This window comes from Natronoarchaeum sp. GCM10025321 (assembly GCF_042663585.1).
In the GTDB taxonomy this organism is placed as follows: Archaea; Halobacteriota; Halobacteria; order Halobacteriales; family Natronoarchaeaceae; genus Natranaeroarchaeum.
Genome location: NZ_JBHTAN010000006.1, coordinates 1,576,869 through 1,603,460 on the forward strand (window position 1 = coordinate 1,576,869; position 26,592 = coordinate 1,603,460).

Annotated in this window: 29 protein-coding genes; 22 read left to right on the forward strand and 7 right to left on the reverse strand. The window is 63.1% G+C overall.

Annotated elements, in window-relative coordinates:
- The first annotated feature begins 53 nt into the window (after positions 1–53).
- The 16 genes from gatB to ACFQL3_RS10860 all read left to right on the forward strand — a co-directional run bounded on the left by gatB (position 54) and on the right by ACFQL3_RS10860 (position 15,459).
- Positions 54–1,544: an Asp-tRNA(Asn)/Glu-tRNA(Gln) amidotransferase subunit GatB gene (gene gatB, locus ACFQL3_RS10785; RefSeq protein ID WP_377054111.1), complete on the forward strand. Its 1,491-nt coding sequence runs from the start codon at positions 54–56 to the stop codon at positions 1,542–1,544.
- A gap of 140 nt (positions 1,545–1,684) precedes the next feature.
- The gene (locus tag ACFQL3_RS10790) at positions 1,685–2,011 is read left to right on the forward strand and encodes a HalOD1 output domain-containing protein (protein WP_377054113.1); all 327 of its coding nucleotides are present in this window, start codon (positions 1,685–1,687) and stop codon (positions 2,009–2,011) included.
- A 114-nt stretch (positions 2,012–2,125) separates the two neighbouring features.
- On the forward strand, positions 2,126–4,648 hold the full coding sequence (locus tag ACFQL3_RS10795) for a DNA topoisomerase I (RefSeq protein ID WP_377054115.1): 2,523 nt from the start codon (positions 2,126–2,128) through the stop codon (positions 4,646–4,648).
- Between the two features lie 51 nt (positions 4,649–4,699).
- On the forward strand, positions 4,700–5,230 hold the full coding sequence (locus ACFQL3_RS10800; RefSeq protein ID WP_377054117.1) for a transcription factor: 531 nt from the start codon (positions 4,700–4,702) through the stop codon (positions 5,228–5,230).
- Entirely contained in the window at positions 5,230–5,898 is a 669-nt protein-coding gene (locus ACFQL3_RS10805) for a DUF2110 family protein (protein WP_377054119.1), read from the forward strand. Before ACFQL3_RS10800 ends, ACFQL3_RS10805 begins: the two co-directional genes overlap by 1 nt.
- A gap of 7 nt (positions 5,899–5,905) precedes the next feature.
- Complete coding sequence (locus ACFQL3_RS10810) at positions 5,906–6,676, forward strand: DUF5803 family protein (RefSeq protein WP_377054121.1); 771 nt, start codon at positions 5,906–5,908, stop codon at positions 6,674–6,676.
- Positions 6,677–6,681: 5 nt separating this feature from the next.
- Complete coding sequence (locus ACFQL3_RS10815; protein ID WP_377057078.1) at positions 6,682–7,476, forward strand: CBS domain-containing protein; 795 nt, start codon at positions 6,682–6,684, stop codon at positions 7,474–7,476.
- A gap of 53 nt (positions 7,477–7,529) precedes the next feature.
- On the forward strand, positions 7,530–9,365 hold the full coding sequence (locus ACFQL3_RS10820) for an acyl-CoA dehydrogenase family protein (RefSeq protein WP_377057080.1): 1,836 nt from the start codon (positions 7,530–7,532) through the stop codon (positions 9,363–9,365).
- Between the two features lie 81 nt (positions 9,366–9,446).
- Positions 9,447–10,145: a competence/damage-inducible protein A gene (locus ACFQL3_RS10825; protein ID WP_377054123.1), complete on the forward strand. Its 699-nt coding sequence runs from the start codon at positions 9,447–9,449 to the stop codon at positions 10,143–10,145.
- A gap of 201 nt (positions 10,146–10,346) precedes the next feature.
- Positions 10,347–11,162, forward strand: a complete 816-nt coding sequence (locus ACFQL3_RS10830; protein ID WP_377054125.1) for a YihY/virulence factor BrkB family protein — start codon at positions 10,347–10,349, stop codon at positions 11,160–11,162.
- Between the two features lie 42 nt (positions 11,163–11,204).
- A complete protein-coding gene (locus ACFQL3_RS10835; RefSeq protein ID WP_377054127.1) occupies positions 11,205–12,308 on the forward strand; it encodes an ATP-NAD kinase family protein in 1,104 nt (367 codons plus the stop codon).
- Positions 12,309–12,433: 125 nt separating this feature from the next.
- Positions 12,434–13,465 carry a PhoU domain-containing protein gene (locus ACFQL3_RS10840; protein ID WP_377054128.1) on the forward strand — a complete coding sequence of 344 codons (1,032 nt, stop codon included), beginning with the start codon at positions 12,434–12,436 and terminating at the stop codon, positions 13,463–13,465.
- 232 nt (positions 13,466–13,697) lie between these two features.
- On the forward strand, positions 13,698–13,895 hold the full coding sequence (locus tag ACFQL3_RS10845; RefSeq protein ID WP_377054130.1) for a DUF7525 family protein: 198 nt from the start codon (positions 13,698–13,700) through the stop codon (positions 13,893–13,895).
- A gap of 55 nt (positions 13,896–13,950) precedes the next feature.
- Positions 13,951–14,175 carry a DUF7123 family protein gene (locus ACFQL3_RS10850; RefSeq protein ID WP_377054132.1) on the forward strand — a complete coding sequence of 75 codons (225 nt, stop codon included), beginning with the start codon at positions 13,951–13,953 and terminating at the stop codon, positions 14,173–14,175.
- Between the two features lie 49 nt (positions 14,176–14,224).
- Positions 14,225–14,659, forward strand: a complete 435-nt coding sequence (locus ACFQL3_RS10855) for an SRPBCC family protein (protein WP_377054134.1) — start codon at positions 14,225–14,227, stop codon at positions 14,657–14,659.
- The gene (locus ACFQL3_RS10860) at positions 14,656–15,459 is read left to right on the forward strand and encodes a carbon-nitrogen family hydrolase (protein ID WP_377054136.1); all 804 of its coding nucleotides are present in this window, start codon (positions 14,656–14,658) and stop codon (positions 15,457–15,459) included. The genes ACFQL3_RS10855 and ACFQL3_RS10860 overlap by 4 nt, the downstream gene beginning before the upstream one ends.
- 257 nt (positions 15,460–15,716) lie before the next feature.
- On the opposite strand, the gene ACFQL3_RS10865 is transcribed toward ACFQL3_RS10860, so the two are convergent.
- Both ACFQL3_RS10865 and ACFQL3_RS10870 read right to left on the reverse strand, forming a co-directional pair.
- On the reverse strand, positions 15,717–17,228 hold the full coding sequence (locus ACFQL3_RS10865) for an aldehyde dehydrogenase family protein (RefSeq protein ID WP_377054138.1): 1,512 nt from the start codon (positions 17,226–17,228) through the stop codon (positions 15,717–15,719).
- A gap of 88 nt (positions 17,229–17,316) precedes the next feature.
- Positions 17,317–18,141 carry an RIO1 family regulatory kinase/ATPase gene (locus tag ACFQL3_RS10870; RefSeq protein ID WP_377054140.1) on the reverse strand — a complete coding sequence of 275 codons (825 nt, stop codon included), beginning with the start codon at positions 18,139–18,141 and terminating at the stop codon, positions 17,317–17,319.
- A 109-nt stretch (positions 18,142–18,250) separates the two neighbouring features.
- On the opposite strand from ACFQL3_RS10870, the gene ACFQL3_RS10875 reads away from it, so the two are divergent.
- On the forward strand, positions 18,251–19,393 hold the full coding sequence (locus ACFQL3_RS10875) for an acyl-CoA dehydrogenase family protein (protein WP_377054142.1): 1,143 nt from the start codon (positions 18,251–18,253) through the stop codon (positions 19,391–19,393).
- A 42-nt stretch (positions 19,394–19,435) separates the two neighbouring features.
- Here ACFQL3_RS10875 and ACFQL3_RS10880 read toward each other — a convergent pair whose 3' ends face one another.
- Together ACFQL3_RS10880 and ACFQL3_RS10885 are read right to left on the reverse strand one after the other, a co-directional pair.
- Positions 19,436–20,608: a M24 family metallopeptidase gene (locus ACFQL3_RS10880; protein WP_377054144.1), complete on the reverse strand. Its 1,173-nt coding sequence runs from the start codon at positions 20,606–20,608 to the stop codon at positions 19,436–19,438.
- A 351-nt stretch (positions 20,609–20,959) separates the two neighbouring features.
- On the reverse strand, positions 20,960–21,181 hold the full coding sequence (locus tag ACFQL3_RS10885) for a hypothetical protein (RefSeq protein WP_377054146.1): 222 nt from the start codon (positions 21,179–21,181) through the stop codon (positions 20,960–20,962).
- Positions 21,182–21,266: 85 nt separating this feature from the next.
- On the opposite strand from ACFQL3_RS10885, the gene aroA reads away from it, so the two are divergent.
- From aroA to ACFQL3_RS10900, 3 genes are all read left to right on the forward strand, one after another.
- Positions 21,267–22,556 carry a 3-phosphoshikimate 1-carboxyvinyltransferase gene (aroA, locus tag ACFQL3_RS10890; protein ID WP_377054148.1) on the forward strand — a complete coding sequence of 430 codons (1,290 nt, stop codon included), beginning with the start codon at positions 21,267–21,269 and terminating at the stop codon, positions 22,554–22,556.
- A gap of 58 nt (positions 22,557–22,614) precedes the next feature.
- Positions 22,615–23,064: a hypothetical protein gene (locus ACFQL3_RS10895; protein ID WP_377054150.1), complete on the forward strand. Its 450-nt coding sequence runs from the start codon at positions 22,615–22,617 to the stop codon at positions 23,062–23,064.
- A gap of 185 nt (positions 23,065–23,249) precedes the next feature.
- Complete coding sequence (locus tag ACFQL3_RS10900) at positions 23,250–23,669, forward strand: Rieske (2Fe-2S) protein (protein WP_377054152.1); 420 nt, start codon at positions 23,250–23,252, stop codon at positions 23,667–23,669.
- On the opposite strand, the gene ACFQL3_RS10905 is transcribed toward ACFQL3_RS10900, so the two are convergent.
- Together ACFQL3_RS10905 and ACFQL3_RS10910 are read right to left on the reverse strand one after the other, a co-directional pair.
- Entirely contained in the window at positions 23,666–23,956 is a 291-nt protein-coding gene (locus ACFQL3_RS10905) for a transcriptional regulator (protein ID WP_377054154.1), read from the reverse strand. The genes ACFQL3_RS10900 and ACFQL3_RS10905 overlap by 4 nt on opposite strands.
- Positions 23,957–24,003: 47 nt before the next feature.
- Positions 24,004–24,393: a DUF5802 family protein gene (locus ACFQL3_RS10910; protein ID WP_377054156.1), complete on the reverse strand. Its 390-nt coding sequence runs from the start codon at positions 24,391–24,393 to the stop codon at positions 24,004–24,006.
- 233 nt (positions 24,394–24,626) lie between these two features.
- Between ACFQL3_RS10910 and ACFQL3_RS10915 the strand changes: the two genes are divergently transcribed.
- Both ACFQL3_RS10915 and ACFQL3_RS10920 read left to right on the forward strand, forming a co-directional pair.
- Complete coding sequence (locus tag ACFQL3_RS10915; RefSeq protein ID WP_377054158.1) at positions 24,627–25,331, forward strand: hypothetical protein; 705 nt, start codon at positions 24,627–24,629, stop codon at positions 25,329–25,331.
- A gap of 85 nt (positions 25,332–25,416) precedes the next feature.
- The gene (locus tag ACFQL3_RS10920; protein WP_377054160.1) at positions 25,417–26,073 is read left to right on the forward strand and encodes a metalloregulator ArsR/SmtB family transcription factor; all 657 of its coding nucleotides are present in this window, start codon (positions 25,417–25,419) and stop codon (positions 26,071–26,073) included.
- On the opposite strand, the gene ACFQL3_RS10925 is transcribed toward ACFQL3_RS10920, so the two are convergent.
- Positions 26,074–26,559, reverse strand: coding sequence for a hypothetical protein (locus ACFQL3_RS10925; RefSeq protein WP_377054162.1), 486 nt, complete (start codon positions 26,557–26,559; stop codon positions 26,074–26,076).
- Positions 26,560–26,592 lie beyond the last annotated feature (33 nt).

Consider the following 26,592-nt stretch of genomic DNA (forward strand, 5'->3'; position numbering starts at 1 on the left):
GAGCCGTTTCGGTGTCGTTAGCCTTTAGCAGTCGGGCCCCGAACCGACTCGCAATGACTGCGCAGGCGACCCAGCAGGACGCCGACCTCACCGTCGTAATCGGTCTCGAGGTCCACGTCCAGCTAGAAACCGAGACGAAGATCTTCTGTGGCTGTTCGACCGACGCCGACGACAGCGGGCCGAACACGAACACCTGTCCCGTCTGTCTGGGGCTGCCCGGCGCGTTGCCGGTGCTGAACGAGGGGGCCGTCGAGGCCGCCGTCAAGGTGGGTAAGGCGCTCGACTCCGAGATCCCCGAGGAGACGCGCTTTCACCGGAAAAACTACTTCTACCCCGACCTGCCCAAGAACTTCCAGATCACCCAGTACGACGAACCGATCTGTCAGGGCGGGGAGTTGGAGGTCACCGTCGAGGGCGACCGCCGCGCTATCGGCATCGAGCGCGCCCACCTCGAAGAGGACCCCGGCAGCCTCCAGCACGTCGGCGGCTCTATCGACACGGCCGACTACACACTGGTCAACTACAACCGCGCCGGCGTCCCGTTGCTCGAAATCGTCACGCGCCCGGACTTCCGCAGCCCTGACGAGGTTCGCGCGTTCCTCGCGAAGATGGAGGAAGTGCTGGAGTATCTCGCTGTCTTCGACAGTACGCGCGACGGCAGTCTCCGCGTGGACGCCAACATCTCGCTGATCGAAGCCGACGAACGGGACACCGACGGCGAGATCAGCGACGAGGCGCTCGCGGCGGCCAACCGCACGGAGGTCAAGAACATCTCCAGTCACAAGGGCGCGGAGAAAGCGCTGGCCTACGAGGTCACTCGCCAGCGCAACGCGATCCAGCGCGGGCGCGGCGTCGAGCAGGAGACCCGCCACTGGGACGAGTCCAAGGGGATCACCGTCTCGATGCGATCCAAAGAGGAGGAGAAAGACTACCGTTACTTCGAGGAGGCGGACCTCCCACCGCTGCGAGTGTCGGACTGGAAAGAGCAGATCGACATTCCCGAACTGCCCGCGGCCCGGCGGGAGCGCTTCCGCGAGGAGTACGGCCTCGGTGAAGAAGCCGCGAGCAAACTCACCTCGACGAAACAGGTCGCGGACTTCTACGAGCACGTCGCCAAGGAGTTCGACCCCGATCTGGCGGCGACCTGGGTCGCCGACAACCTGCTCGGCGAACTCCACTACCGGGACATGGCCGTCACGGATATCGAGGCTCGACTCGACGAGTTTACCCGACTGATCGAACTCGTCGACGAGGACGAGATCACGTCCAAGAACGCCGAAGAGATCGTGCTGCGGTCGATGCTCGACGACGGCGACGATCCGGATAGGATCGTCGAGCGGGAGGGCCTCGAAAAGACGGGGGACGACGCGGTCGCGAAAGCGGTCTCGGCCGCGATTGAGGAGAATCCCGACGCCGTCGCGGACTACTACGACGGTCAGGACGACGCGCTGAACTTCCTCGTCGGACAGGTGATGGGAGCGACTGGCGGAAGCGCCGATCCCGGGACGGTCAATCAGCTACTACGCGAAGAGTTGGACAGATAACCATTGGGGACAGATCGGGCGTTTGAGGCGCTCTATGGCCCGTTATAAGCGTCCGCAGCGGGAGAAGTTCACCGTCACCGACATGTCGAGCGCTGATAACTAGGGGGATGATTCAAGTTTGTGCGTCTTGCAGAGTACGTATGGACAAACAGAGTTTTCACGAGTTCTCTACAGACCGTTCCGAACCGGCACTCGACGGCACATCGCTCGCCGCTGATGGCCCGAAGGCGATTTTCGAACCCGATGCGACCGGTTCCACCGCTGAGGCGATCATTTCGATCGTCGCCGAAACCGACGGCCGTGATCCGCTCGAACTGCCGCCACTGTACGAGGCGGTCGATCCGGAGGCACTCAATCAGCTCTGTATGAGCAGTTCCGATTCCGACCTCCGCGTCTCGTTTAACTACGCCGGATTTACCGTTCTCGTCGAGGGGAGCGGAATCGTTCATCTGCTCGACGAAGAGTAGTCGCCGAGCCATCGACCCCGACGGAGTACTGCGATTCTTCACCCCGAAAGCTTTACCAGCAGCGTTGTCCTATTCCTGACAACGACCGGCACCCAGGTGTCGGAGGTGGTTTACTTGGAACTGATAATCACAGAGAAGAACAACGCAGCGCGTCGGATCGCTGATATTCTCAGCGGCGGCACTGCGTCGTCTTCGCGACAGAACGGCGTCAACGTCTACGAGTGGGGCGGGAAACGATGTGTCGGGCTCTCCGGCCACGTCGTCGGCGTCGACTTCCCCGAGGAGTATAGCGACTGGCGCGACGTCGAACCGGTCGAACTGATCGACGCCGACGTCGAGAAACGGCCGACACAGGAATCGATCGTCGCCTCGCTTCGCTCGCTCGCACGCCGGGCCGACCGCGTGACGATTGCGACTGACTACGACCGCGAGGGCGAACTGATCGGCAAGGAGGCCTACGAACTCGTCCGCGAGGTCAACGAGTCGGTGCCGATCGACCGCGTTCGGTTCTCGTCGATCACGGAAAACGAGGTGCAGAACGCCTTCGCAGAGCCGGAAGAACTCGACTTCGATCTGGCAGCCGCGGGCGAGGCCAGACAGGTCATCGACCTGATGTGGGGGGCGGCGCTCACACGCTTTCTCTCGCTGTCGGCGCGCCAACTCGGCCAGGACTTCATCTCGGTCGGTCGGGTCCAGTCGCCGACGCTGAAACTGATCGTCGACCGCGAGCGCGAGATTCAGGCGTTCGATCCCGAATCGTACTGGGAGATCTTCGCCGATCTGGAAAAGGATGGCTCCACGTTCGAGGCCCAGTACTTCTACCGCGACGAGGACGGCAACGAGGCCGAACGCGTCTGGGACGGGCCGGTCGCCGAAGCGATCTACGATCGGATCGCCGTCGACGACGGGAGCGTCTCGGTCGACAGCGTCTCGCGGCGGACCCGCACTGACACGCCGCCCGCACCGTTCGACACGACCCAGTTCATCAGTGCGGCCGGGTCGCTGGGCTACTCCGCACAACGGGCCATGAGCATCGCCGAAGACCTCTACACGGCGGGCTATATGACCTACCCCCGGACGGACAACACGGTGTATCCGGACGACCTCGATCCCGAGGCGCTACTGGATTCGTTCGTCGGCCACCACACGTTCGGCGAGGGTGCCGAATCGCTGCTGGAGCTAGATGCCATCGAACCGACTGAGGGAGACGAGGAGACGACTGACCACCCACCGATCCATCCGACCGACGAACTCCCGAAAAAGAGCGACCTCTCCGACGACGAGTGGGAGATCTACGAACTCGTCGTTCGGCGTTTCTTCGCCACCCTCGCCGAGGCCGCAACGTGGGAACACCTCAAAGTCGTCTCCGAACTCGAGGGCCAGATCGATGTCTCCCTCCCCCACGACACCGAGGCGGTGACGTTCAAGGCCAACGGGAAACGCCTGCTCGAAGCGGGCTATCACGACGTCTACCCGTACCTCAGCACGAGCGAGAACTACGTTCCCGACCTCGACGAGGGCGAACAGCTAGAAATCGTCGATAGCCGTATCGAGGAAAAGGAGACCCAACCGCCACGACGCTACGGCCAGTCCCGGCTCATCGAGACCATGCAGCAACTCGGTATCGGGACCAAGTCGACCCGCCACCACACGATCGAGAAACTGTACGACCGTGGCTATATCGAGAACGACCCGCCGCGGCCGACACAGTTGGCGATGGCAGTCGTCGAAGCCGCCGAAGAGTACGCCGACCGCGTCGTCAGCGAGGAGATGACGAGCGAACTCGAAGCCGATATGACCGCCATCGCGGAGGGTGAGGCGACGATCGACGACGTGACTGCCGAATCGCGCGAGATGCTCGAACGCGTCTTCGAGGATCTCACCGACTCCCGGGAAGAGATCGGCGACCATCTCCAGGAGTCGCTCAAAGCCGACAAACGGCTGGGCCCCTGTCCCGAGTGTGGCGAAGACCTCCTGCTTCGCCGGAGTCGCGGCGGCTCCTCCTTTGTCGGCTGTGACAGCTATCCAGACTGTGAGTACACGCTCCCGCTGCCGAGTACGGGCAAGCCGCTCATCCTCGACGACGTCTGCGAGGAACACGGTCTGAACCACGTCAAGATGCTCGCCGGGCGGAGTACGTTCGTCCACGGTTGCCCGCAGTGCAAGGCCGACGAGGCGGGTGAAGGGCCGGTCATCGGTGACTGTCCCGAGTGTTCCGACGAACACGACGGCGAACTGGTCATCAAACAGCTCCGGAACGGTTCCAGACTCGTCGGCTGTAACCGCTATCCCGACTGCGACTACTCGCTTCCCCTGCCACGGCGTGGCGAGATCGAAGTCACCGACGAGTACTGTGACGAACACGACCTGCCAGAACTGCACGTCCACAACGACGACGACGAACCGTGGGAACTCGGCTGTCCGATCTGTAACTACCGCGAGTATCAGGCCCGTGAGAGCAAGTCCGGAAGCGATCTGGAGGCGCTCGATGGGCTCGGAACGAAGACCGCAGAGAAGCTTGCTTCAGCGGGCATCGAAAGCATCGACGACCTGACCGGTGCCGAGCCCGACGACGTGGCCAGCGAGATAGACGGCGTCAGCGCGGATCGGATCCGGAAGTGGCAGACAGACGCCTGACCGACGCCGACAACAGTACTTTTAAACTCACGGCCCGTTCCAACTATAACAATGGCTTTTGAGGAGCTCCTCGAGGATCCCGTCATCCAGAAGTACCTGCACGAGTTGGTCGGCCCGAAGGGGATGCCAGTCGCCGCGGCACCTCCGGACGGCGAAGTGACCGACGAAGAGCTAGCCGAGGAACTCGACATGGAACTCAACGATGTCCGCCGGGCCCTGTTTATTCTCTACGAGAACGACCTGGCGACCTATCGGCGACTCCGTGACGAGGACTCCGGCTGGCTAACCTATCTGTGGACCTTCGAGTACGACAAGATTCCGGAGAACCTAGAGGAGGAGATGCACCGACTGTTCGAGGCACTGGACGACCGTCGGGAGTACGAGCGTAACCACGAGTTCTATCTCTGTGAGGTCTGTTCGATCCGGTTCGAGTTCGGCGAAGCGATGGACTTCGGCTTCGAGTGTCCCGAGTGTGGCTCGCCGCTCGAAGCGATGGAGAACACCCACCTGGTCGACGCGATGGATCAGCGACTCGATTCCCTCCGCGACGAACTGAACCTCGAAAACGAGGTAGAGGCCTGATGGTCGTTCTCGCAACGAAGCTGTACATCAGCGGCGACGCGCGGGACAGAGCACTCGATTCACTGCGATCGCTCGTCAACAACGACATCGGTGACCTCGATGTCGAGTTCGAGATCGGCATTCGTCACGACGACTTCCCCTCGGTAACGATCGAGGGACCGGACGCCGTGGCGGCCCGGAACGTCCTCGCGGAGGAGTGGGGACAGATCACCGACTCGTTCGAGGAGGGCGAGATCTACGTCGGAACGCTCGAAGGCTGGAACGACGATGGCTTCGTGCTCGACGCCGGCCGCGAAATCCAGATCCCGGCGGAGCACATCGACCTCGGCCGCGGGAGCCCCCAGCAGGTTCGCGAACGGTTCGGCCTCGTCCAGCACATGCCGCTCCGGTTCGTCTACGACGAGTCGTCGCCACGACTCGCCGACGAGGAGATAGACCGCCTCTACGAGTGGACCCGCGGCGACGGTCGCGTCAACGTCAACAGCGCGACCCGTGCAGAGGTACGGGCGACCGTCAACCGTGCCGGTCACGCACAGGACATCATCACCGTTGAGCGTCTCGGCCTGCTCGAACAGAGTATCGTCTGCCCCGAATCGACTGACCCGCCGGGCCTGCTCTCTAGCATCGGCAGCTATCTCCCCTCCGAACTCCGCGCAGTCGTCCCATAACGTCATAATGAACCGACGTCTGGCCGTCGCTACCGTTGTCGTCGCATTGCTCGCGGTTACCGCCGGGTGTTTCGGAAGCGGCATTTCGGACGACGAACTGGACGAAGAAGCGGAGTACGACTGGGATACCGAGGAAGACGTCGTTATCGATATCTACGAGGCCGGTGGCTTCATCAGCGATAGCGAGTACAAGGCGGTCTACAACGTCACCGGTCAGGATCAGCTAACGCTCTACCAGCGTGGGATCACTTCGGATAGTCCCGTCCGAATCCGGGCCGTACAGTACCGATCCGGCGACGACGAGTTCGTCAACGGCTCCGATCTGGATATCGAGTACGGCGACGAAAGCACCGTCATCAATCTGCCCGACGACACTGAAGGCCAACTCGCCTTCACCGCGAACGCGGAATCGAAACAGCTCAGCCAGCCCGCCTACGTCTCCGGTTCCTACCGCGTGATTCTGCCCGAGGGCTACGAGGCCAGCGATTTCCTTATCGGCCACGTCAGCCCGCGTAGCGCCGAGAGCCAGGAGATTGACGGTCGCACCCAAATCGTCTGGGACGACGTCTCGACGGCGATCTCCGTGCAGTTCTACAACGCACGGAACCAGTATCTCTTCTGGGGAGCCGTTGCGGTGTTCTCCGTCATCGCTCTTGGCGGCTACTTCTACTACAACCGCCAGATCCAGCAGATCCAGAAGAAACGCGAGGAGTTGGGCCTGAACGTCGAGCAGCCTGACGAGTTCGACGACGACGAACCGCCGCCAGGGCTACAATGACGTTGATGGAGTTCGACGAGATTCGCGTCGACGAGTACATGACCACCGACCTGAACACCGTCGGTCCGGACGCGTGGGTCGCCGACGTCGTCGACCGACTGAAAGCAGGGACACAGTACGGTGGCCTGCCGGTCTGTGGCGAGGAGGGTCAGCTACTGGGCTTCGTCGGTGCGCCCGACCTCCTGGAAATCCCTGGCGACACCCATGTCAAAAAAGTTATGAGCCGCGAACTCGTGGTGGTCCGCCCCGAGATGACCATAGAGAACGCTGCGCGCGTCATCTTCCGAACTGGCCACCAGTTCCTCCCGGTCGTCGACGAGGATGGCGTACTGCTCGGCGTCTTCTCGAACGGTGATGCCGTCAGAAGTCAGATCGAGCGGACCACGCCCGCGAAGGTCGAGAGCACATGCGGGATACTCGAACAGACTCATGGCGTCGACGCCGACGTCACCGAGCGAGAGGTCGATGTGGCCTCACTGATCCCGACCCAGCAAGAGGTGTACGCGGACGAACTCGAGGGACGCAAGTACGAACTCAGAAACGGGCTTGCGGAACCGATCATCGTCGTCTCGTACGGAGAGAAGATGCTGATCATCGACGGCCACCACAGGGCATGCGCGGCGGACGGAGTCGACATCGACCGGATGCGGGCGCACGTCCTCTCCGTTTCGCCAGAGGAGGTCGACGAACTCGGCTTTCTCGAAACCGCGCGACTCGCCGGCCTCGACTCGCTCGACGATATCTCGGTCAACGATTACGTCCAGCACCCGCTCATCGAGAAGACCGATCCGAACATCTGAGCGGTACAGTCTGCCGAGATACTATTATGATCGTCCGTGAGGAACTGTCGCTCATGACCGACGGGTTCGACTACGGCGTCTACGACCGGGGACGGAATCTGAACTACTGGAAACTCGACGGGACGCTCCGGCGGGAACTGGAGCGGGTCTACGACGAGGGCGAGTTCGAGTGGGCCCAGCCACGGCTCTCGGCCTTCGGCGCGGCCTCGGGCCACGTGATAGCCGACAACGCCGATTACGTCGACGACCACGGTCCCGAACTGCAGTCACACGACAGATACGGAGATATCGTAAACCGGGTCGAGTACGTCGCCGAGCAGTTCGAGAACGAACGGTTAGCCTATGGCTCGGGAGTCGTCGCCGACGCGTTTCAGGCACCCCCCGGACGGGACGAACCGATGCCGATGAGTCACAATCTCGGGATGCTCTACTTGCTTTCGTACAGCGATCCGGGACTCGCCTGTCCCGTCGCCATGACGGGCGGCGCGGCGCTCGTCCTCGAACGGTTCGACGACGGCGACCTTGCCGAGTACTTCTCCGCGCTTACCAGCCGCGAGTACGACGACCTGATCGAGGGCGCGATGTTCCTGACCGAGGAGCAGGGTGGGAGCGATGTGGGCGCGACCGAGACGACCGCAGAGTACGACGAATCCGCCGAATGCTGGCGGCTCACCGGCGAGAAGTGGTTCTGTTCGAACATCGACGCCGAAGGGACGCTCGCGCTCGCTCGCACCGAGGACGCGCCGGCGGGAACCGAGGGACTCTCGATGTTTCTGGTGCCCCACGGCGACGGCGAGGGTGTTCTGACAAAAGAGCGGCGGGCCGAGCGGTCCGACGCCACGGTCGAGGACGGTCTCAACGACCAGCGCTACCGGCGGCTAAAGGACAAACTCGGCACGATCAGCGTCCCGACCGGCGAGGTGGAACTCGATGAGACGAAGGCGTTCCTCGTCGGCAAGCAGGAGGCCGGGTTCAAGCAGATGGCCCAGATGCTGAACCTCGAACGGCTCTCGAACGCCGCCGCGGCCTGCGGGATCATGGGGCGGGTACTGCTGGAGAGCAAAGTAAAAGCGGCGAACAGGGAGGCGTTCGGCCAGACCATCGATCAGTACCCACTGATGCGCGAGGATCTCGTCGACATGGCGGTCGATCACGAGGCAGCGACGGCATTTACCTTCGAGACCGCACGGCTGTTCTCCGAGCACGTCACGGCTCGGCGGGCGGGCGAGTCCGACGACGAAGCCTACCGGCTGATGCGACTGCTGACACCCATCGCAAAGCTCCGGACGGGCCGGCTGGCGGTCGATACCGCCTCCTACGGCATGGAGATCCAGGGCGGCAACGGCTACGTGAACGATTTCGTGACGAACCGACTCCTGCGGGACGCACAGGTGTTGCCCATCTGGGAGGGGACCGAGAACATCCTCTCGCTCGACGTGTTGCGCGCGCTCGACCGTGAGGACGCGTTCAACCCCTTCGCCGCGGTCGTACAGGAGCGTCTCGACGCCGTCTCACATCCGGCGCTCGCCGATAGCGTTGCGACCGTCACCGACGAGTTCCACGATCTGACCGCGGCCGCGGCGACGCTTGCCGCGGAGGACGGCGAGTACGCTCAACTGTCCGCCAAGCGGCTTGCGCACTACATCTTCGACGTATTCACCGCCAGCCTGTTGCTCGCACAGGCACAGGAGCGGATCGAGGAGGGCGACGGTCGCCTGGCTCTGGTCGCCGAGCGGTTCGTCGACCGACGCCTCGCAGAGAGCGAGGCTCGCAACATCACCGACGGAAGCCGCTTCGCAGTCGAGCGGTTCGAACCGATCGTTCGATTCGCGTCAGTGGATCTTGCCGACCTCGCCGACTCGGAAGCGGCGGCGGCCGACGACGACTGAGCACGACGTTCGGGGGTCGGACCTCGCAGACGCTCCCGCACTCCCGGCGCGTTTTTATTCTCCACGCCGCAAGTAGCCGGTATGCACGTCGCACTAGTCAACGTCGGGGACGAGATACTGTCGGGTGACACGACGAACACGAACGCCACCTGGCTCTGCGAGCGTCTCGACGAGCGCGGTGTCGACGTCGAGCGGATCACGGTCATCCCCGACCGCGTCGGTGAAATCGCCCGCGTGGTCAACGAGTATCGCGTCGAGTACGACGCCCTGATCGTCACCGGTGGGCTGGGTCCGACCCACGACGACATGACGATGGAGGCCGTCGCCGCCGCGTACGGTAGAGCGGTCGAATCGAACGAGGAAGCCCTGGAGTGGATCGTCGAGGAGGGTGGCTACGCCCGCAAGGACCTGGCCGAGGGGACGAGTCACATCCCTGCCGGTGCGCGCCCGCTTCACAACGAGGTCGGCGTTGCACCTGGCTGTGTCGTCGACGAGGAGGTGTACGTCCTGCCGGGCGTCCCCGCCGAGATGCGCGGGATGTTCGAGTCCATCGCCGACGAGTTTGTCGGCGAGCAACGCTACGCCAGGACCGTCACTATCGATGAACCCGAAAGTGCCCTCCTCGACCGGATCGAGGAGCTACGCGGTCGCTTCGACGTCGGTGTCGGCGTCTATCCCGGCGAGTACGTCCGGGTGAAGCTTACCGGAACCGACCCCGGGGCCGTCGAATCGGCGGCCGGTTGGCTCCACGAGCGGGTCGACGTTCGGGACACGGAGTAGCCGGCTACCGGAACAGCGAAAACAGCCACGCGAGCGTTATCAGGATGCTCCCGCCGAGCACGATGAGACTGGTCTCCCACATCGGCAGTCCGGCTTCGAGAGGGATCGGCGTCATATCGGCTTCTTTCCGGCGTGTGCTCTTAAACTTTGAGAAGCCTCGGTTGCATCCGATTTACTATCCAGAAACCCTATACTGTGAATATGGACCCGCAGGCGACCGCTCGCTCCGTCATCGATCGGATGAGTGAGAACAACGTCACCTTCCTGGCCGCCAGTATCGCGTACTACGCGTTCTTCTCGGTCGTCCCGCTGTTGCTGTTGACGCTCTCTGTCGGATCACTCGTTGGCGGCGAGGCGTTCGCCGAACGTATCGTCTCCCTCGTCGGGGACCAACTCTCCTCGTCAGGCGAGTCGCTCGTCAGCGATGCACTGGAAAACCCCGACGGACGCACTGGTGCATCGATCGTCGGCTTAGTCGGGTTGACCTGGTCAGCGATCAAGGTGTTCCGGGCGGTCGACACGTCGTTCGACCGGATCTACGTATCGGATGTCACGACCTCTCTGCCCCGTCAGATCCGGAACGGGCTAACCGTCCTTCTGCTGGTCGGTCTCGGCATCGTCGTGATGCTCGGCGTTGGGACGTTCATTCGGCGAGCGACCATCGTCGGCCCACTCTTCGTCGACCTGTTCGGTCTGGTCGCCCTGTTGGTCGGATTGACGATCGTGTTCCTGCCACTGTACTACACCATGCCGCCGACAGCGATGACCGTTCGGGAGGCGCTACCCGGAACCGTTGTGGCCACGATCGGCTGGATCGGTCTGCAGATCGGCTTCCAGATCTACACCACCTATGCTGCGAGCTTCGAGGCCTACGGGATACTCGGCGGCGTCTTGCTCTTTCTGACGTGGCTCTACTTCGGCGCAATCTTGCTCTTGCTCGGGGCCGTGGTGAACGCCGTCGTCGCAGACGATGCGACGGAGACCGCCGAAGCGGAAACGGCGGCACCCGCCGAGTGACCGACAGCCGCGTTTTTAACCGTCGCCCCGCTACGTCGGAGCATGCGTCGTATCGGCGTCGTCGTGAATCCGGTTGCTGGCATGGGCGGGCGCGTCGGACTCAAGGGTACCGACGGAAAGGTCGACGAGGCGATCGACCGTGGTGCCGAACCGCGGTCGTTCGACCGGGCAGTCGCGGCCCTGGAGTCCCTCGCCCGCCACGACTCGGATATCGAGTTGCTCGTTGCCGGTGGCGTGATGGGTGCCGACGCCGCTCGCGAGGCTGGCTTCGATCCCGAGGTCGTCACTCGGCCCGACGGAGAGACACCGGGTGAGACGAGCGCCGCCGACACCTGCGAGGCAGTACGGGCTTTCGTCGAAGCCAACGTCGATCTCGTGCTATTCGTGGGCGGCGACGGCACGGCGGTCGACGTCGCCGAGGTGCTGGATCGCCAGGAGGTGACGACGCCGATGCTCGGCGTCCCTGCCGGTGTCAAAGTGTACTCGTCGGTGTTCGGCGTTACACCGAAAGAGGCCGGCCGCATCGCCGCGACCTACGACCGAGTCGAGCCACGCGAAATAAACGATATCGACGAGGACGCCTACCGCGGCGGCGACGTCGAGACCGAACTGCGCGCGGTTCGGCCCGTGCCAGTCGCCGACGAACTACAGGCCAGCAAACAGATCGGCGGCGGGAGCGTCGAGACCCTGGCGGCAGGCTTTGCGGACAGCGTCGACTCCGGCACCACCTACGTTCTCGGGCCCGGCAGCACGCTCGGCGCGATCAAACGCGAACTCGGTTTCGATGGCTCGCCGCTCGGCGTGGACGTCTGGCGTGCGGTCGGGCGTGACGGCGATACGCCCGAGGGTAAAGTACTCGTCGAGGACGCGAGCGAGGCGGAAATCCTGGCGGCGCTGGGTGAGTCGAACGTGGCTGTCGTCTCGCCGATCGGCGGACAGGGCTTCATTTTCGGCCGCGGGAACGACCAGATCTCGCCGGCGGTGCTGGAACGCTGTGAGGTCGAAGTCGTCGCCTCGAAGGCGAAACTCGACGACCTCGACGTGCTCCGCGTAGACACTGGCGACGAGGCCGTCGACGACTCGCTACGTGGCTGGATGAAAGTACGTGTCGGCCGGTTCGAGCGGCGGATGATGCAGGTCCGGTGAGGTCAGGTGCGGTCTACTATCTCTCTGCGAATATTGTATAAAGACGCTGTCGAATATATTATGACATCATCTAGAATGATGTGCGTATGGATAAGATTAAGGTGACCTCAATGTTATATGGGGGCATGGAAACGCGAAAGGTGCAGCGGCTCGGGCCGTCGACGCTCGCGATGACGTTGCCCGCGGAATGGGCGTCCGAACACGACGTCGAAAAGGGCGACGAAGTCTCCCTGCGAATGAGTGGTAAAGGGACGCTAACGGTGTTGTCGGAGTCGGCAAACACCGACGAATCGGAAGCGATCATCAGAGCCGACGACCTCGACGCCGACGCCGTCGAGCGAGCGATCGTCGCCCAGTACGTGCTCGGGCGGCGTGTCATCCGGATCGACCAGACCGAAGGCGCGCTGTCGAGCGACCACATCAACGCAGTCTACCGCGCCGAGACGCAGTTGATGGGACTGGGTGTGATCGAGGAGACCCCCGAGAGTATCGCCATCCGCTGTTCGGTCGATCCCGAGGACTTCACGCTCGACAACCTGCTCGAACGGCTGGAGTCGACCGGGTCGACGATGCGCGGCGAGGGGATCAAGGCGCTCGCCCACGGCAACGCCGACCTCGCACAGCGCGCCCTGAACCGCGAACGGCAGGCCAACAAGATCTTTGTCCTCCTGCTCCGTCTGATCTTCACTGCCTACCAGAACCCCAACCTCGCACGGGCGGTCGGACTCGAATCCGGCTTCCCACTGATCGGCTACCGGTCGATCGCGAAGAACCTCGAACTGACCGCGGACAACGCCGAGGATATCGCAGAGATCGTCATGGAGAGCGACGACCACTCCCTGCAGGTCGACAGCGACACCATGCGTCGGATCCGCGAGTTTACCGACGACGTCGACGAGCTAACCCAACTCGGCGTCGAAAGCGCCGTCGAGCGCGATTACGACAAGACGATCGAGGCCCGCAAACGGTTCCACGAGATCGGCGACCGCGAACAGGAGATCCTCGCCGACCTCCCCGAGATGGAAAACGAGGACCTGCTGGAGGTGCGGGAAGTGCTCGTCAGCCTCAAACAGACCGCCGAGTACGCGATGCGAAACGCCGAAATCGCCGCAAACCTCGCACTGAACGAGGAGTCCGAGCACACGACCATCAAGTAGTCCTCGTTCCTCAGTGATCACCGGCACGCCGCCGAGACCCACTCTCGTGGCGACGACGACCGTCCCGAGGAGTTCGACCAGTGTGACGGCGGCAATCCGTAGCTTGCTCCCGGACAGTGCGGTTCTGAGGATGACGAGTGACATCCACCTTCGACCGTCGACACCGATGTGGATACAACCGGCGTGGTGAGATCTAACAAGAGCTAAGTTTCCCCCGTTGAAACGAGGATACATGTCTACACAGTCGGCGGGACCGACGGACAAAGAGACCGGCTACGCGATACTGTTCGGTGTTCTCGCGACGATCAGTGCGGCGGTAATGTACGTCGGGGCGACCTCGCTTGCGCCCCAACTCGTCGGCGCGTTCGGGTTCGCCGCAGTGCTCGTCTTCGGCGCGCTCACAATCCTCTCGATCCAGATTTACGGCTGAGGGACACTCCTCCTCGAAAAGTGTTAAGCGCGTGGACCCCCTAGCGCGCGATAGGATGACCGAGTACACGGAGGAAGAACGCCGTATCGTCTCGTACCTGCGCGAGAGCGCCTCCGGCGGCGAAGGCTACTTCAGAGCAAAAAACATCGCCGAGTCGCTGGGACTGACAGCAAAACAGGTCGGGTCGCGGCTTCCGATGCTGGCCGAAAAGGCCGAGGAAGTCGATATCGAGAAGTGGGGACGAGCACGGTCGACGACTTGGAGAGTAACGGTCAGCTAGTTACGCCGCTTCCAGCGGACTTTTACCCCCGTGGTCGTCAGAGTATTATATGACCGTCCGGGTTGAGCGTACGTTCGAGTTGGCCGTGCCGCCGGAGCGCGTCTGGGAGTTCATCGCCAGCCCGGAGCAACGCGCTCGCGCGATCAGTGTCGTCTCCGAATTCACGTTGAACGACGAAGACGGCCGGAAGGCGACGTGGCAAGTCGATCTTCCGATCCCGATCGTGAACCGCACTGCCTCCGTCGAAACGGAGGACGTGACCCGCGAACCGCCGAACTACGTCAAGTTCGTCGGCCGCTCGAAACTGATGCGGGTCACTGGCGAGCACGAGATCGAAGCGATCGATGGGGGAAGCCGCGTCGTAAACCGCTTCGTTGTCGATGGCCGACTGCCGGGCGTGGAGCGTTACTTCGAGAAGAACCTCGACGCCGAACTCGGTAATCTGGAGGCCGCACTCCGGAGCGATACCGGAACTGAAGAATGAAACTCGCGCTGGCACAACTCGGAATCGAAGCCGCCGCCGTCGAGGAGAACCGGCGACGCGCCGAGGACGCCATCGCTACTGCGGCGGCGAAAGGCGCGGACATCGTTGCGCTCCCCGAAATTTTCAACGTCGGCTACTTCGCGTTCGACGTCTACGAGCGACTCGCAGAGCCACTCGACGGCGAGACGCTGACGCGGATGGCCGATTCGGCCGCCGAACACGGCATCGGAGTCGTCGCCGGAAGCATCGTCGAGGATCTGGCCGCCACCGAAACCGCACAGACGCCCGCCGAGTCGGGACTCGCAAACACGACCGTCTTCTTCGATCGGGAGGGACGCCGGCAAGGCGTCTACCGCAAACGCCATCTCTTCGGCTACGACTCCGCCGAGGCCGAACTGCTCGTCCCCGGCGAGCGCGACACCGTCGTCGACTTCGAGGGGTTCTCGGTCGGGATGACGACCTGCTATGACCTCCGCTTTCCCGAGCAGTTCCGTCGCCTCGCGGAGCAGGGCGCGACCCTGATCGTCGTGCCGAGCGCGTGGCCGTACCCCCGGGTCGAGCACTGGGAGACGCTCTCACGGGCCCGGGCGATAGAGAACCAGCAGTACATCGCCACGGTCAACGGCTCTGGGGAGTTCGACGACGCGACGCTCCTGGGCCGTTCGACGGTGTACGATCCCTGGGGGACGACGCTCGCATCGTCGAGCGACCAGCCGAGGCTGGTGACCGCAGAGATCGATCCGGGCGTCGTCGAGCGCGTTCGAGAGGAGTTCCCCGCGTGGCGTGACCGTCGACACTGACCGCTGTCCGGGAGCGATCCAGGCGTCGATACCCTCCAGCGGGCGACGGGATCTCTGTGCCCAGAACAGTGCATTTATACGGAGACGGGCCGAAAGACTGTTGCCGGCACATCGACGCTTTTCACGTCGCGCCGGCAAACGCTCGTCGCGCTCGACCCGTCCACACCGGGGCCGTCCTAGGTGGCCCCGGTTTCACGGCTCGATGCTCCTCGGCTCCACCCCCTCTCACTTTCGAGATACCGACTCGCTAGCCGACGCTACTCCTCGTCGCTGGTGTGGATATCCGCCGAGAGACCCTGTGCCATCTCGATCTCTTTGCTGTTGTTCAGCGTCCACGCCGTCCGGTCGGTCACTGATTCGATCACTTCACGGGCGCTCGGCGACCCGGTGCCGGACTTCTTGACGCCGCCAAACGGTAGCTGTACCTCCGCGCCGATACAGGGCAGATTGGCGTAGGCGAGGCCGATTTCCGCCCGATCACGGTAGTGGTTTAGCTGCCGGTAGTTCTCGGAGATGACCGCGCCCGCAAGCCCGTACGGGACGTTGTTGTGGATCTCCGTTGCGCGCTCGATCCCGCCCTCGTACTCGATCAGGGCAACGTGCGGGCCGAACACCTCCTCGCGGAGACAGCGGTACTCGGGGCTGTACTCCATCTCGTAGACGAACGGGCCGACCCAGTGACCGTCGGCGTCCAGCATCGCGTCCTCGTCGAGGTCTGCCCGGTCGACGAGGACGTTTGCGCCCTCCTCGCGGGCGAGGTCGTTGTACCGGTGGAACTTCTCGACGGCGTCCTCGTCGACGAGCGGCCCCATGAACGTCGACTCCGAGAGCGGATCGCCGACCGAGACGTCCTCGGCGAGGCTGACGAACCGTTCTTTGAACTCGTCGTAGACGTCGGAGTGGACGATCAGGCGCTCGCTGGAGACACAGCGCTGGCCGGTCGTCTTGAAACTCGACATCACGGCGCTGTGGACCGCGATGTCAAGATCCGCCTCCTCGGTGATCACGATGGCGTTCTTGCCGCCCATCTCGCAGGCGGCGGTCTTGCCCGGTTCGCCGCCGACCTGATCCGATATCTCGTGGCCGACCTCGGCGGAGCCAGTGAACAGTACGGTGTCGACGCGGTCGTCGTCGACGATGGCGGCCCCGGTGTCGCCGAACCCCTGTACCAGATTGAACACGCCGTCCGGAATGCCGCTCTCCTCGAACATCTCGGCGATGATCTGGCCGCACCACGGCGTCTGTTCGGCGGGTTTCCAGACGACCGTGTTGCCCTCGACGAGCGTGACGGCCATATGCCAGAACGGGATCGCGACCGGGAAGTTCCACGGCGTGACACAGCCGACGACTCCCCGCGGTTTCCGGCGCATATACGCGTCTTTTGCACCGATTTCGCTCGGTACCACGTCACCATGCGGATGGCGGGCGTTGCCCGCCGCCCACTCGACCATGTGGGCGGCCTCGACGACGTCCGCACGACCCTCACTGATCTCTTTCCCGCACTCCCTGGTGACTATCTCGCCGAGTTCGTCCGTACGCTCACGGAGTTCGTGATAGATCTCCCAGAGATACTCCGCACGGTCGATGTACGAGAGGTCTCGCCACTCCTCGAAGGCCTCGTCTGCGGCTGCGACGGCAGTCTCGACGTCTGCCTCGGTCCCCTGGTGGAACTCGGCGAGCACGTCACCGGTCGCCGGATCGGTACTCTCGAAGGTTTCGTCGCCGTGTCCGTCGGTCCACTCGCCGTCGATGTAGTGGTTGTGTGTCATGGTCGAACCTGATGAAAGTAGGCCGCCTATCATGAAAAAAGCACCTCTGCCGTGAGGCATGTTGACGTGTGTCGGGAAAATTAACTGATTACTGGCCGGTCGTCGACCGTGCTGGCGCGTCGGCGGCCTTCACGATTTCGCCTTTGACTCGCAAGGCGTCGAAGTCGTGGTCCGGTCGCAGTTTGACGAAATCGAGGAACTCGCGTGCCGCGAGTACGTCCTCGATGGAGTTGTGTGCGAGTGCGTACTCCACGGCAGTCTCGGCGTCGATGGCAGGTGCGAGGACCGCCAGTGCACAGGATAGATCGTACGCCCGTGCCCCGTCCATCCCGTCCTCGCGAACGCTCGTCGCGTCGATGAAGTAAAGTTCCCCGTCGACTACGAGGACGTTCTCGGCCCGCAGATCACCGTGTGCTAGCCCGTGTTCGTGCATCCTGGCGAGAGACTCGAACAGTTCGTCCGTGTAAGAAAGCTTCTCCATCGGCGAGAGGTCGCCCAGCGATCGGAAGTCGTCCAGATACTCCAGAACGACGACGCCGAACTGTTCGTACTCGAAGACGCCGACCGGGGCCGGCGTGTTGAGGCCGATTTCGCCCATGCGCTCGTTGGCTTCGAGTTCGTGTCGGCCCATCTCGACTGGCCCCTCGAACCGCTCGAAGAAGCCGGCCGTTCCGCTCGAAAACGCACCGATGTTGCGTGCCCCGGTGAGCACCGCGTGGACGAAGGCGTTCTGGGGCGAGATGATCTTCACGAACCACTGCTCGTCGACGATCAGTGGCGTCGATAGCCAGTTGTCCGCCTCAAGAAACTCGATCCGGACCGACTCTTCGTCTGACCGTTCGGCAAGCCTGCGGCCGACCCCTTCGAGGTCAGCCCAGTCGACGGTGCCCCGAACGAGACCACGCAAATCCATTGTTACGACGAACGTCAGCGACGCTTAAATTTCTCTCGGGCCGTCACGAGCAAGACATCCAACATGATCGTTCGTCGTATTTATCACCTACCTCGCTCTACGTCCCCGCATGGAGTTTCGGATTCCCGACGAACACCGGATGATGCGAGAGGCCGTCCGGGAGGTCTGTGAGGCGGAAATCGAGCCGATAGCAGGAGAGATCGAAGAAGAACACCGTTTCCCACAGGAGGTCTTCGACGAACTCGCCGCACTCGACGTCATGAGCGTGCCGGTCGACGAGGAGTACGGCGGACTCGGCGGCGATCAGTTGATGTACGCCCTGATCGTCGAGGAACTGGGCCGGGTCTCGGGTGCGATCGGACTCTCCTACGCCGCCCACGTCAGTCTGGCCTCGAAACCGATCGAAGCGTTCGGAACGGAAGCACAGAAAGAGCGCTGGCTTCGCCCGCTCGCCGAGGGCGAGCACATGGGTGGCTGGGCGCTCACGGAACCCTCCAGCGGGAGCGACGCCAGCGACATGGACACGATGGCCGAGAAGGAGGGCGACGAGTGGGTGCTCAATGGGACAAAGCAGTTCATCACGAACGCGAACGTCGCTGGCTCCATCCTCGTCAAGGCAGTGACCGATCCCGGCGCAGGCTACGATGGCATTTCGACGTTCATCGTCGACCCGACCGAGGACGACGGGTTCGAGGTCACCACTGTCTGGGACAAGATGGGCCTGAACGCCTCGCCGACCTGTGAGATCCAACTCGATGACGTCCGCCTCCCCGAGGACCGCCTGCTCGGCGACCCGGGCGAGGGCTGGGACCAGACCAAAGCAACCCTCGACGGCGGTCGTATCTCCATCGCAGCGCTCTCGGTCGGACTGGCGCAGGGTGCCTACGAGGCCGCAAAATCCTACGCCACGGAGCGCGAGCAGTTCGGCCAGCCGATCTCCGAGTTCGACGCTATCAGAAACAAGATCGTGGCGATGGACCGGAAGATCGAGCGCTCGCGGCTACTGACCCACAAAGCCGCGTGGATGTACGACCAGGGCGAGGACGTCACCAAGGCGAGTTCGCTGGCGAAACTCGACGCCAGCGAGACGGCCCGCGAGGTCGCCGAAGAGGCCGTCCAGACGCTCGGTGGCTACGGATACACGACGGATTTCGCGCCACAACGGTTCTACCGCGACGCCAAACTGATGGAGATCGGCGAGGGAACGAGCGAGATCCAGGAACTCGTGATCGGTCGGGAGTTAGGACTGTAAGCGTGGCTTCCCTCAGATCTCGGTTACCGGTTCGAGCGCTTCTCAGGCGAGTTCTAGCCCTTTCGGGTAGTCGGTGAGGTTCTCGTAGCCGTCTTCGGTGACGACGACGAGATCTTCGATCCGAATACCGCCCACGTCGGGATCGTAGAGGCCGGGTTCGATAGTGATGATCTGGCCAGCCTTCAGTTCGCCGCCGGTCGGGTTCAGCCGCGGGAGTTCGTGGACGTCCAGCCCGATGCCGTGGCCGGTGCCGTGGATGAATCCCGTCTCCGTCGAGGGATCATCACGGAGCGTGGCGTAGCCCGCTTCCTCGTAGACGTCACAGACCGCGTCGTGGACGTCCGCGCCGGTGGCACCGGCTTCGACGGCGTCGAGCGCGGCCCCGTGTGCCTCGTGAGTGATCTCGTAGCGGTCACGAAGCTCTTCGCTTGCCGTGCCTTTGAGGAACGTCCGGGTCATGTCGGCGTGATAGCCCGTCTCCTTGTCACGGGGGAAGATGTCGACGACGATGGATTCCTCGGCGTCGAGCGGGCCACTTCCGCGGTCATGCGGGTCCGCACCGTCCGCGCCGCAGGCGACTATCGTCTCGTCGAGCGCACAGCCCTCCCGAAGTAGTTCGATCTCGATAGCCTGCTTAACGCGCTCGCTCGTCAGCACCTCGCCGTCGTGGACTAGCTGGCCATCTTCGACCGTCGTGCCACCGATCAGTTCCTCGGCGCGGGCCATCGCGGCCTCGTTGGCGCGCTGGGCCGTCCGGACGTGTTCGATCTCCTCGTCGGTCTTGACCGAGCGGATCTCCGTGATCACGTCCTCTGACTCGACCGAGACGTCGATGGCGTGTTCGCGCAGGCCGTCGGCGGTGCCCGTTGGGAACTGGCCGGGGATCAGCACGGACTCGACGTGATTGTCCGCGAGGAAGGCGGCAATCGTCGCCAGCCGCCCCTCTCGTGGACCGTCCTCGGCTGCACGCTCCTGATAGTCGTACTCCTCGTATCTGGAGACACTGTCTGCTCGACTCTCCGAGACGGCACGGCCGTACTCCAGTCCGGACACCAGCAGATGTGCGCCCTCGCCGTCGTACAGCGCGACGAAGGGATCCGGCGCGTCGAAGCCACAGACGTAGTACTGGTCGGAGTCGTCGTGGCCGTCGAAGAGGTAGCCGTCCGCACCCCGGTCGTCGATGACGTCGGCGAGTCGTGAGAGGTCGGGTTCCATACCCTCCTCTCGGGCGCGGTGGAGTATATAATTCGGGGACTCACCACAGCAAGCCCGGTTCCTCGTCGGTCCGTCTGAGCCAGCGGAGTTCGCCGGACTCGAACAGGAAGGCGACCGTCTTACCGTCGACCCAGCCGTCGACAATCGAGCAGCTCTCGAAGTCGAGTTCGCGTCGCCAGCGCTCGCCGTCGCCGTCGGCGGCGAGGACCGTACAGCCGCTACCGACGCTGTAGACCGTCTCGCCATCCCAGACCGTCGGTGGCGGAGGGCGGAATCCTCGGGCAGCGTGGGCGTAGTTCGTCGTTTCTCGTTCTCCAGTAAAAAGTTTACCAGTCGACAGATCCGTCCTGTTCAGCCGTCTGCTGGCTCCTCGGAATCCTCGGCCCGCCGGCCCGAAACCTCCCGGAGTTTGTCGGCGGCGTCGTCACTGGATCCCGTTCTGACCTCGGTGACGTTGTCGGGGTCGAGCCCCGACTCTGTAGCGTCGGTCTCGGTCGCATCGGCCTCGCCTTCTCGCTTCTCTGTATCGGAGCCACCGCCGAACCAGGAACGCAGTCGAGAGAGAAGTCCCATAGCCGCATCTCTGTGCGGCACCCTCCTTACTGTTCGGGTGGCACGTTCCGGTACTGTGATACCACTCCCGGCCATCAGGGCCGATATGAACGTCACGATCACGCCATCGACCGTCAGCGGATCCGCGAGCGCGCCGCCATCGAAGAGCTATACGCACCGTGCAGTGCTGGCCGCGGGCTACGCGGACGGCGCACTGGTCCACGGGCCGCTCGAAAGTGCCGATATCCGGGCCACGATGCGAGCAGTCGAAGCGTTCGGCGGGGACGTCTCGGAGACGAACGGAACACTCGACGTGGCGGGGTTCGATGGCCGCCCCGAGGTTCCCGACGACGTCATCGACTGTGGCAACAGCGGGACGACGACGCGACTCGTCACCGCGACGGCCGCGCTGGCCGACGGGATGACCGTTCTGACCGGCGACGCATCCCTTCGGTCACGCCCACATGGCCCCCTGCTCGACGCCATCGACCAGCTCGGCGGGAGTGCACGGAGCACCCGCGGAAACGGACAGGCACCGCTGGTCATCGAGGGGCCGATTTCGGGCGGCACCGTCTCGATTCCGGGCGATGTCTCCTCGCAGTTCATCTCCGCGCTGCTCTTTGCCGGTGCGGTGACCGAGGACGGCATCGACATTGACCTGGAGACGGAACTCAAGTCCTCACCCTACGTCGACATCACGACCGAACTGATGGCCGACTACGGTGTCGACGCTCGCCGGACCGAGCGGGGCTTCTCGGTCGAGGGCGGCCAGTCCTACGCCCCAGAGGGCGGCGAGTACTCGGTGCCCGGTGACTTCTCCTCGATGTCGTACCTGCTCGCGGTCGGTGCGGTGGCAGGCGACGACGCCGTCGAGATTCAGGGAGCCTATCCGAGTGCACAGGGCGACAGCGCCATCCTGGGGATCCTCGAAGACATGGGCGCGGCCATCGACTGGAACCGCGAGGACGGCGTGATTACCGTCGAGCGCAGCGAGCTATCGGGGACAACCGTCGACGTTGGCGACACGCCGGACCTGTTGCCGACCATCGCCACGCTCGGCGCGATAGCCGACGGCGACACCCGGATCGAGAACTGCGAACACGTCCGGTACAAGGAGACCGATCGCGTGAGCGCGATGGCCGAGGAACTCGGGAAGATGGGGGCCGAAGTAACGGAGGAACACGACGTGCTGACGATCCACGGCGACGAAACCGAGCTTTCGGGCGCGACGGTCGACGGCTGTGCGGACCACCGGATCATTATGTCGCTGGCAGTAGCCGGCCTCGTCGCCGACGGTCAGACCACGATCACCGGCGCGGAGCACGTCGACGTCTCTTTCCCCGACTTCTTCGAGGTGCTGGCGGGGCTGGGTGGGGCCGTCTCCCAGGCGGAGTGAGCTGACGATACGACGGATACCCAAGATACTTTTTATCTAATATCTACTGCTATTCTGTATGGAAGATAGTGCGGTCCAGTTCGAGGGAGATACCGAATCGGAGGTCGATGCCAACGAGCGCCTGTTCACCCTGTTCGGGGCTGTGGCGGCGGTGACGACCGTCGTCGCGTACGGTGTGGTCGGCTATATGCTCCTGGAGAGTGCCGTCTACGGTGCGATTGTCGGTGCGTTCGGCGGCGTGGGATCGTATCTGTTCCTGCCGTGGTTCATGGGTCTCTCGACGGTACAGGAGCAGTCCGACGAGGAACTCGGATTTGCGGATGCGAGTCAGCGTGTTTCGTCGAGCGCGCAGATGGGCGTGCTCGGCCTGGGACTCGAAGCCGGTTCCATCGTCGCGATTGCGGTCGGCCTCTCGGTCGCCGAACCGGATCCGGGCATCGGTGCGGGGGCCGCTATCGCGGTGACGCTCGTGATCTACCTCGTCGGGTCAACGCTACTGGACTTCTAGCACCACTCCGGCCCCCTATACGGTCTCTTGCCTACTGATTCGGCGTGTCGCATTGTATAAACGCACTGTATCGTGCGACAGCGAGACGATGTACGGCCTCGCCAGCGCGGTGCTCGAAGCTACCCCTTCTCCTGCCATCGGTCGAACCGGAACGTTATACATCAGCCAGTCACTTTCGGTACACGATGAGTTCGGGAACGAGTATTACGTCGGTCGAGGAGGTGCCACGGGAGACGACGCTAATCTTCACCGTTCGCGACGTCGAATCGGGGGAGAAACGAGAGGCCGTTTTGACTGAACTTGCGGACGGCGTTGCCGGGTGGATGAACTACTGCCAGCATCTGACCCACATCCCACTCGACAAGGGCTCGGGTGCACCGATGCGGGACGGCGAGATCATCTGTGCGAACCATGGGGCGTACTTCGAGTCCGACAGCGGACGATGTACCTATGGACCGTGTGAGGGAGCGTTTCTGGAGGGGATCGACGTCACCGCCGAAGACGGCAACGTCTACCTTACCGACGAGAAGTACGAGTTCGTCGCTACGGGTGGTATCGAGACGGACGACCTCGACCGGACGTCGACGTCGAACGTCGAGTTCTAGTCGATTCTGAACGCCGGTTCTTCGATCCCTTCGTGTTTGCACTCCGGACAGCGGGAGGGAACGTTCGCCGGATCGTCAAACTCGTCGAACCCACACTCCCGGCAGGTCGGCGGGGCGACGAGCAGTTCTTCGTCCGTTGGGTCCAGCGAGTGAGCGAGATGTGTGACGTGATCGAGTGCAGCGCCGACGGAGACGTCGAACTCCGCGGCGAGGCCACTGGGCGTCTCGGTCTCGTTCCGAAGGGTTCGGGCAATGCGCTGTCGGGTCGTTTCCTCTGCTTCGCGCATGGTCGTAGGATGTCCCTATGTTCGCAAAGTCCTACCGGTCGGAGGGATCACCGGCCGGTGGCTGAGCCGTTGTTTGACGCATCCGATGCGGGCTGAGAATGCTGACCGAACATGTCGAGCAGTTTGCGGGCGTGGTCGCGCTTGGCCAGGAACACTTCCCGCACTGTCGGTGGGTTGTCGATGTCTGTCTCGTCGATGATCGACTCCGGTACCGCAATCGTGTCCGGAGGGATTCCGGACTCGCCGTGTACCGAGAAGTGCTGGCGGTCGAGTTTCATCACCAGTGGCGAATCGAGTCGCTCGATCCCCTCTCCGGTCGCGTAGAGCTCCTCGTTGACGCGTTCGTGTTGCTCTCGCTGCATGACGGCTTTATCACCGTCGAACGGTTCGACGTAGAGACGACCGAAGTAGTAGCCGCTGGAGAATTCCTCGAACATGCTACACGTTAACAAGGGCCTCGTCATAGTATAAAAGTTCCGCCGGTCCGGACCGTCGTCACCGCCCGAAGTCCCGGCCCATCGTGGTCGACCGGTATGAGATCCAAAAACACTATTTACTGATTCTCTGCTGGCTTTAAACGCTCAAAGCAGTTTTAAACAGATATTTCTGCCGAATGAACGGAACGAACGAAACTGCGCTTTTTTAAGATCTGTAGTGGTAGTGAGTTTCAATGAGACCCCTTCGTGTTGTGGCGTTCGCTACGGTTGCCATCGTCGGGCTTGCCGTTCTCGCTTCGTTCGCCGGTGCGTCGGGAGCGATAGGGGTGCTCGACGAGGAGTCCGAAACGGAACCCACAGGGAACGCCAGCCTCGGCGTTCAGATGGGTTCGTTCATGCAGTCGAGTAGCACGAACACCGAGAGCGCGGTCAGCGAAGGAATGTTCGACGCCGAGTACCAGCAGGCAGACGACAGGGCCGCGGTGCTCGACAATCGGGCGGCTGACCTCGAAGCCAGGCTGACCGCGCTCAGACAGCAGAAAGCAGAGCTCGAAGACGCGGAAAACGATGTCAGCACACAAGTGCGGATGAGCCGGATCGCTAGCGAGATCCACTCGCTGGAACGCGAAGTGAACAACTCCGCCAGCCTTGCCAAAAAGGCCGGTCACTCCGGAGCACCGTTCGACGACCTCTCGAAGGGCGTCGCCGACTTGCGCGGTCCCGAAGTCGCAGAGGCGGCAGGTGCAATCCCTGGCGGTCCGGCACCAAGCGAGGTCGGTCCACCTGACAGTGTGCCCGGCGCGGGGGATGACACCGGCCCCTCAGACGAGAAAGGCTCGGAACGCAAACAGGGCCCTCAGGACAAGGACAGTCAGGGTAAGCAGCCTGATAGCGCACAGGACGACTCCAGTAGGGCTCTCTCCCTGGCATCGGCGTAGCCCCTCGTTTCTATCGGACGGCCCGCGAGTAGCCGAAATACCCGAGCAGACATGCTTTTCATCGCAGACGAATAACTACCTATAGATGGACTCTGCAGCCCTGCTCGATCTCCTTGGCAACGAAAACCGTCGGCGGATTCTCCGCCTTCTCGCCCACAAGCCCTGCTACGTCACCGAGATCAGCGAATATCTCGACGTCAGCCCCAAGGCAGTGATCGATCATCTGCGGAAACTCGAAGAGGCCGGAATCATCGAGAGTCGGACCGACAGCCAGCGACGAAAGTACTTCCACATCTCTCGGAACCTCCGGCTCGAAGTCAACGTCTCGCCCTACGAGTTCGGGACGAAAAGCGCGTATCCGCGGAGCCGAAAGCTCGATGTGACCACGTGGCGCTATCTCTCGCTCGACGTGCGGGCTAGCGAGGAGGGCGACGACAGCCAGTCGATGGCGGCAGAGCTTCGTGAACTCGAACGACTCGAAAACGAGCTTTCGATGGCTCAGCGCTGGGTCCAGGGTCGGATCACGGACGTCCTCGACCGACTGACCGACGAACTCGATGCCACGGAGAACAGCCGGTTGTACGCCGACGTATTGCTCGAACTGGCCGACGGCCCGGCGGAGACCGAGTCGATCAGCAAGGCCGTCGACGCGCCGCCGGGCATGGTCCAGGAGGTGCTGGCGGAGATGGCGGAACACGACCTGGTCGAACGGGTCGGTGACGGCTGGGCGCTCGACGAGTAATCAGATGTCCTCTGTGAGACCGTTGCGGAGGTCGCGCCCGAAGTAGACGCCGAGAAGACCGAGGACGATGCCAGCCCCAGCCCCGACGCCGGTCAGCGTCAGCATCGAACTGGTGACGGCCGCGAGCGTGATGTTACCGATCAGGACGCCGAGCGCACCGACGAGGCCGCCGGCGACGAGCGACTCCCCGTAGCGACGACGACTGCTGGCTAGCCCGACGGCGAACGCACCGACAAACACGCCGAGCGGCCCCCCGACGAGGGGGACGAAGGTACTGCCGAGTTGGCCCAGTACGGCCAACAGCGCGAAGACGACGAGAAATATTTTCGGGGCGAAGTACTCCGCGAGACGCGAGCCATCGCTCGATTCCGCCGGAGGATCGGGCTCTCGCCGCTCGGTCGAGTCGTCGAGGAGGCTCTCGTCGAAGCTTCCGGTATCGACCTCGGAATCACGGCTCTTGGAGAGCTGATCGGTGCGCTCGCTCATATATACCGAGTCGGCCGCGACAGGCATGGGTTT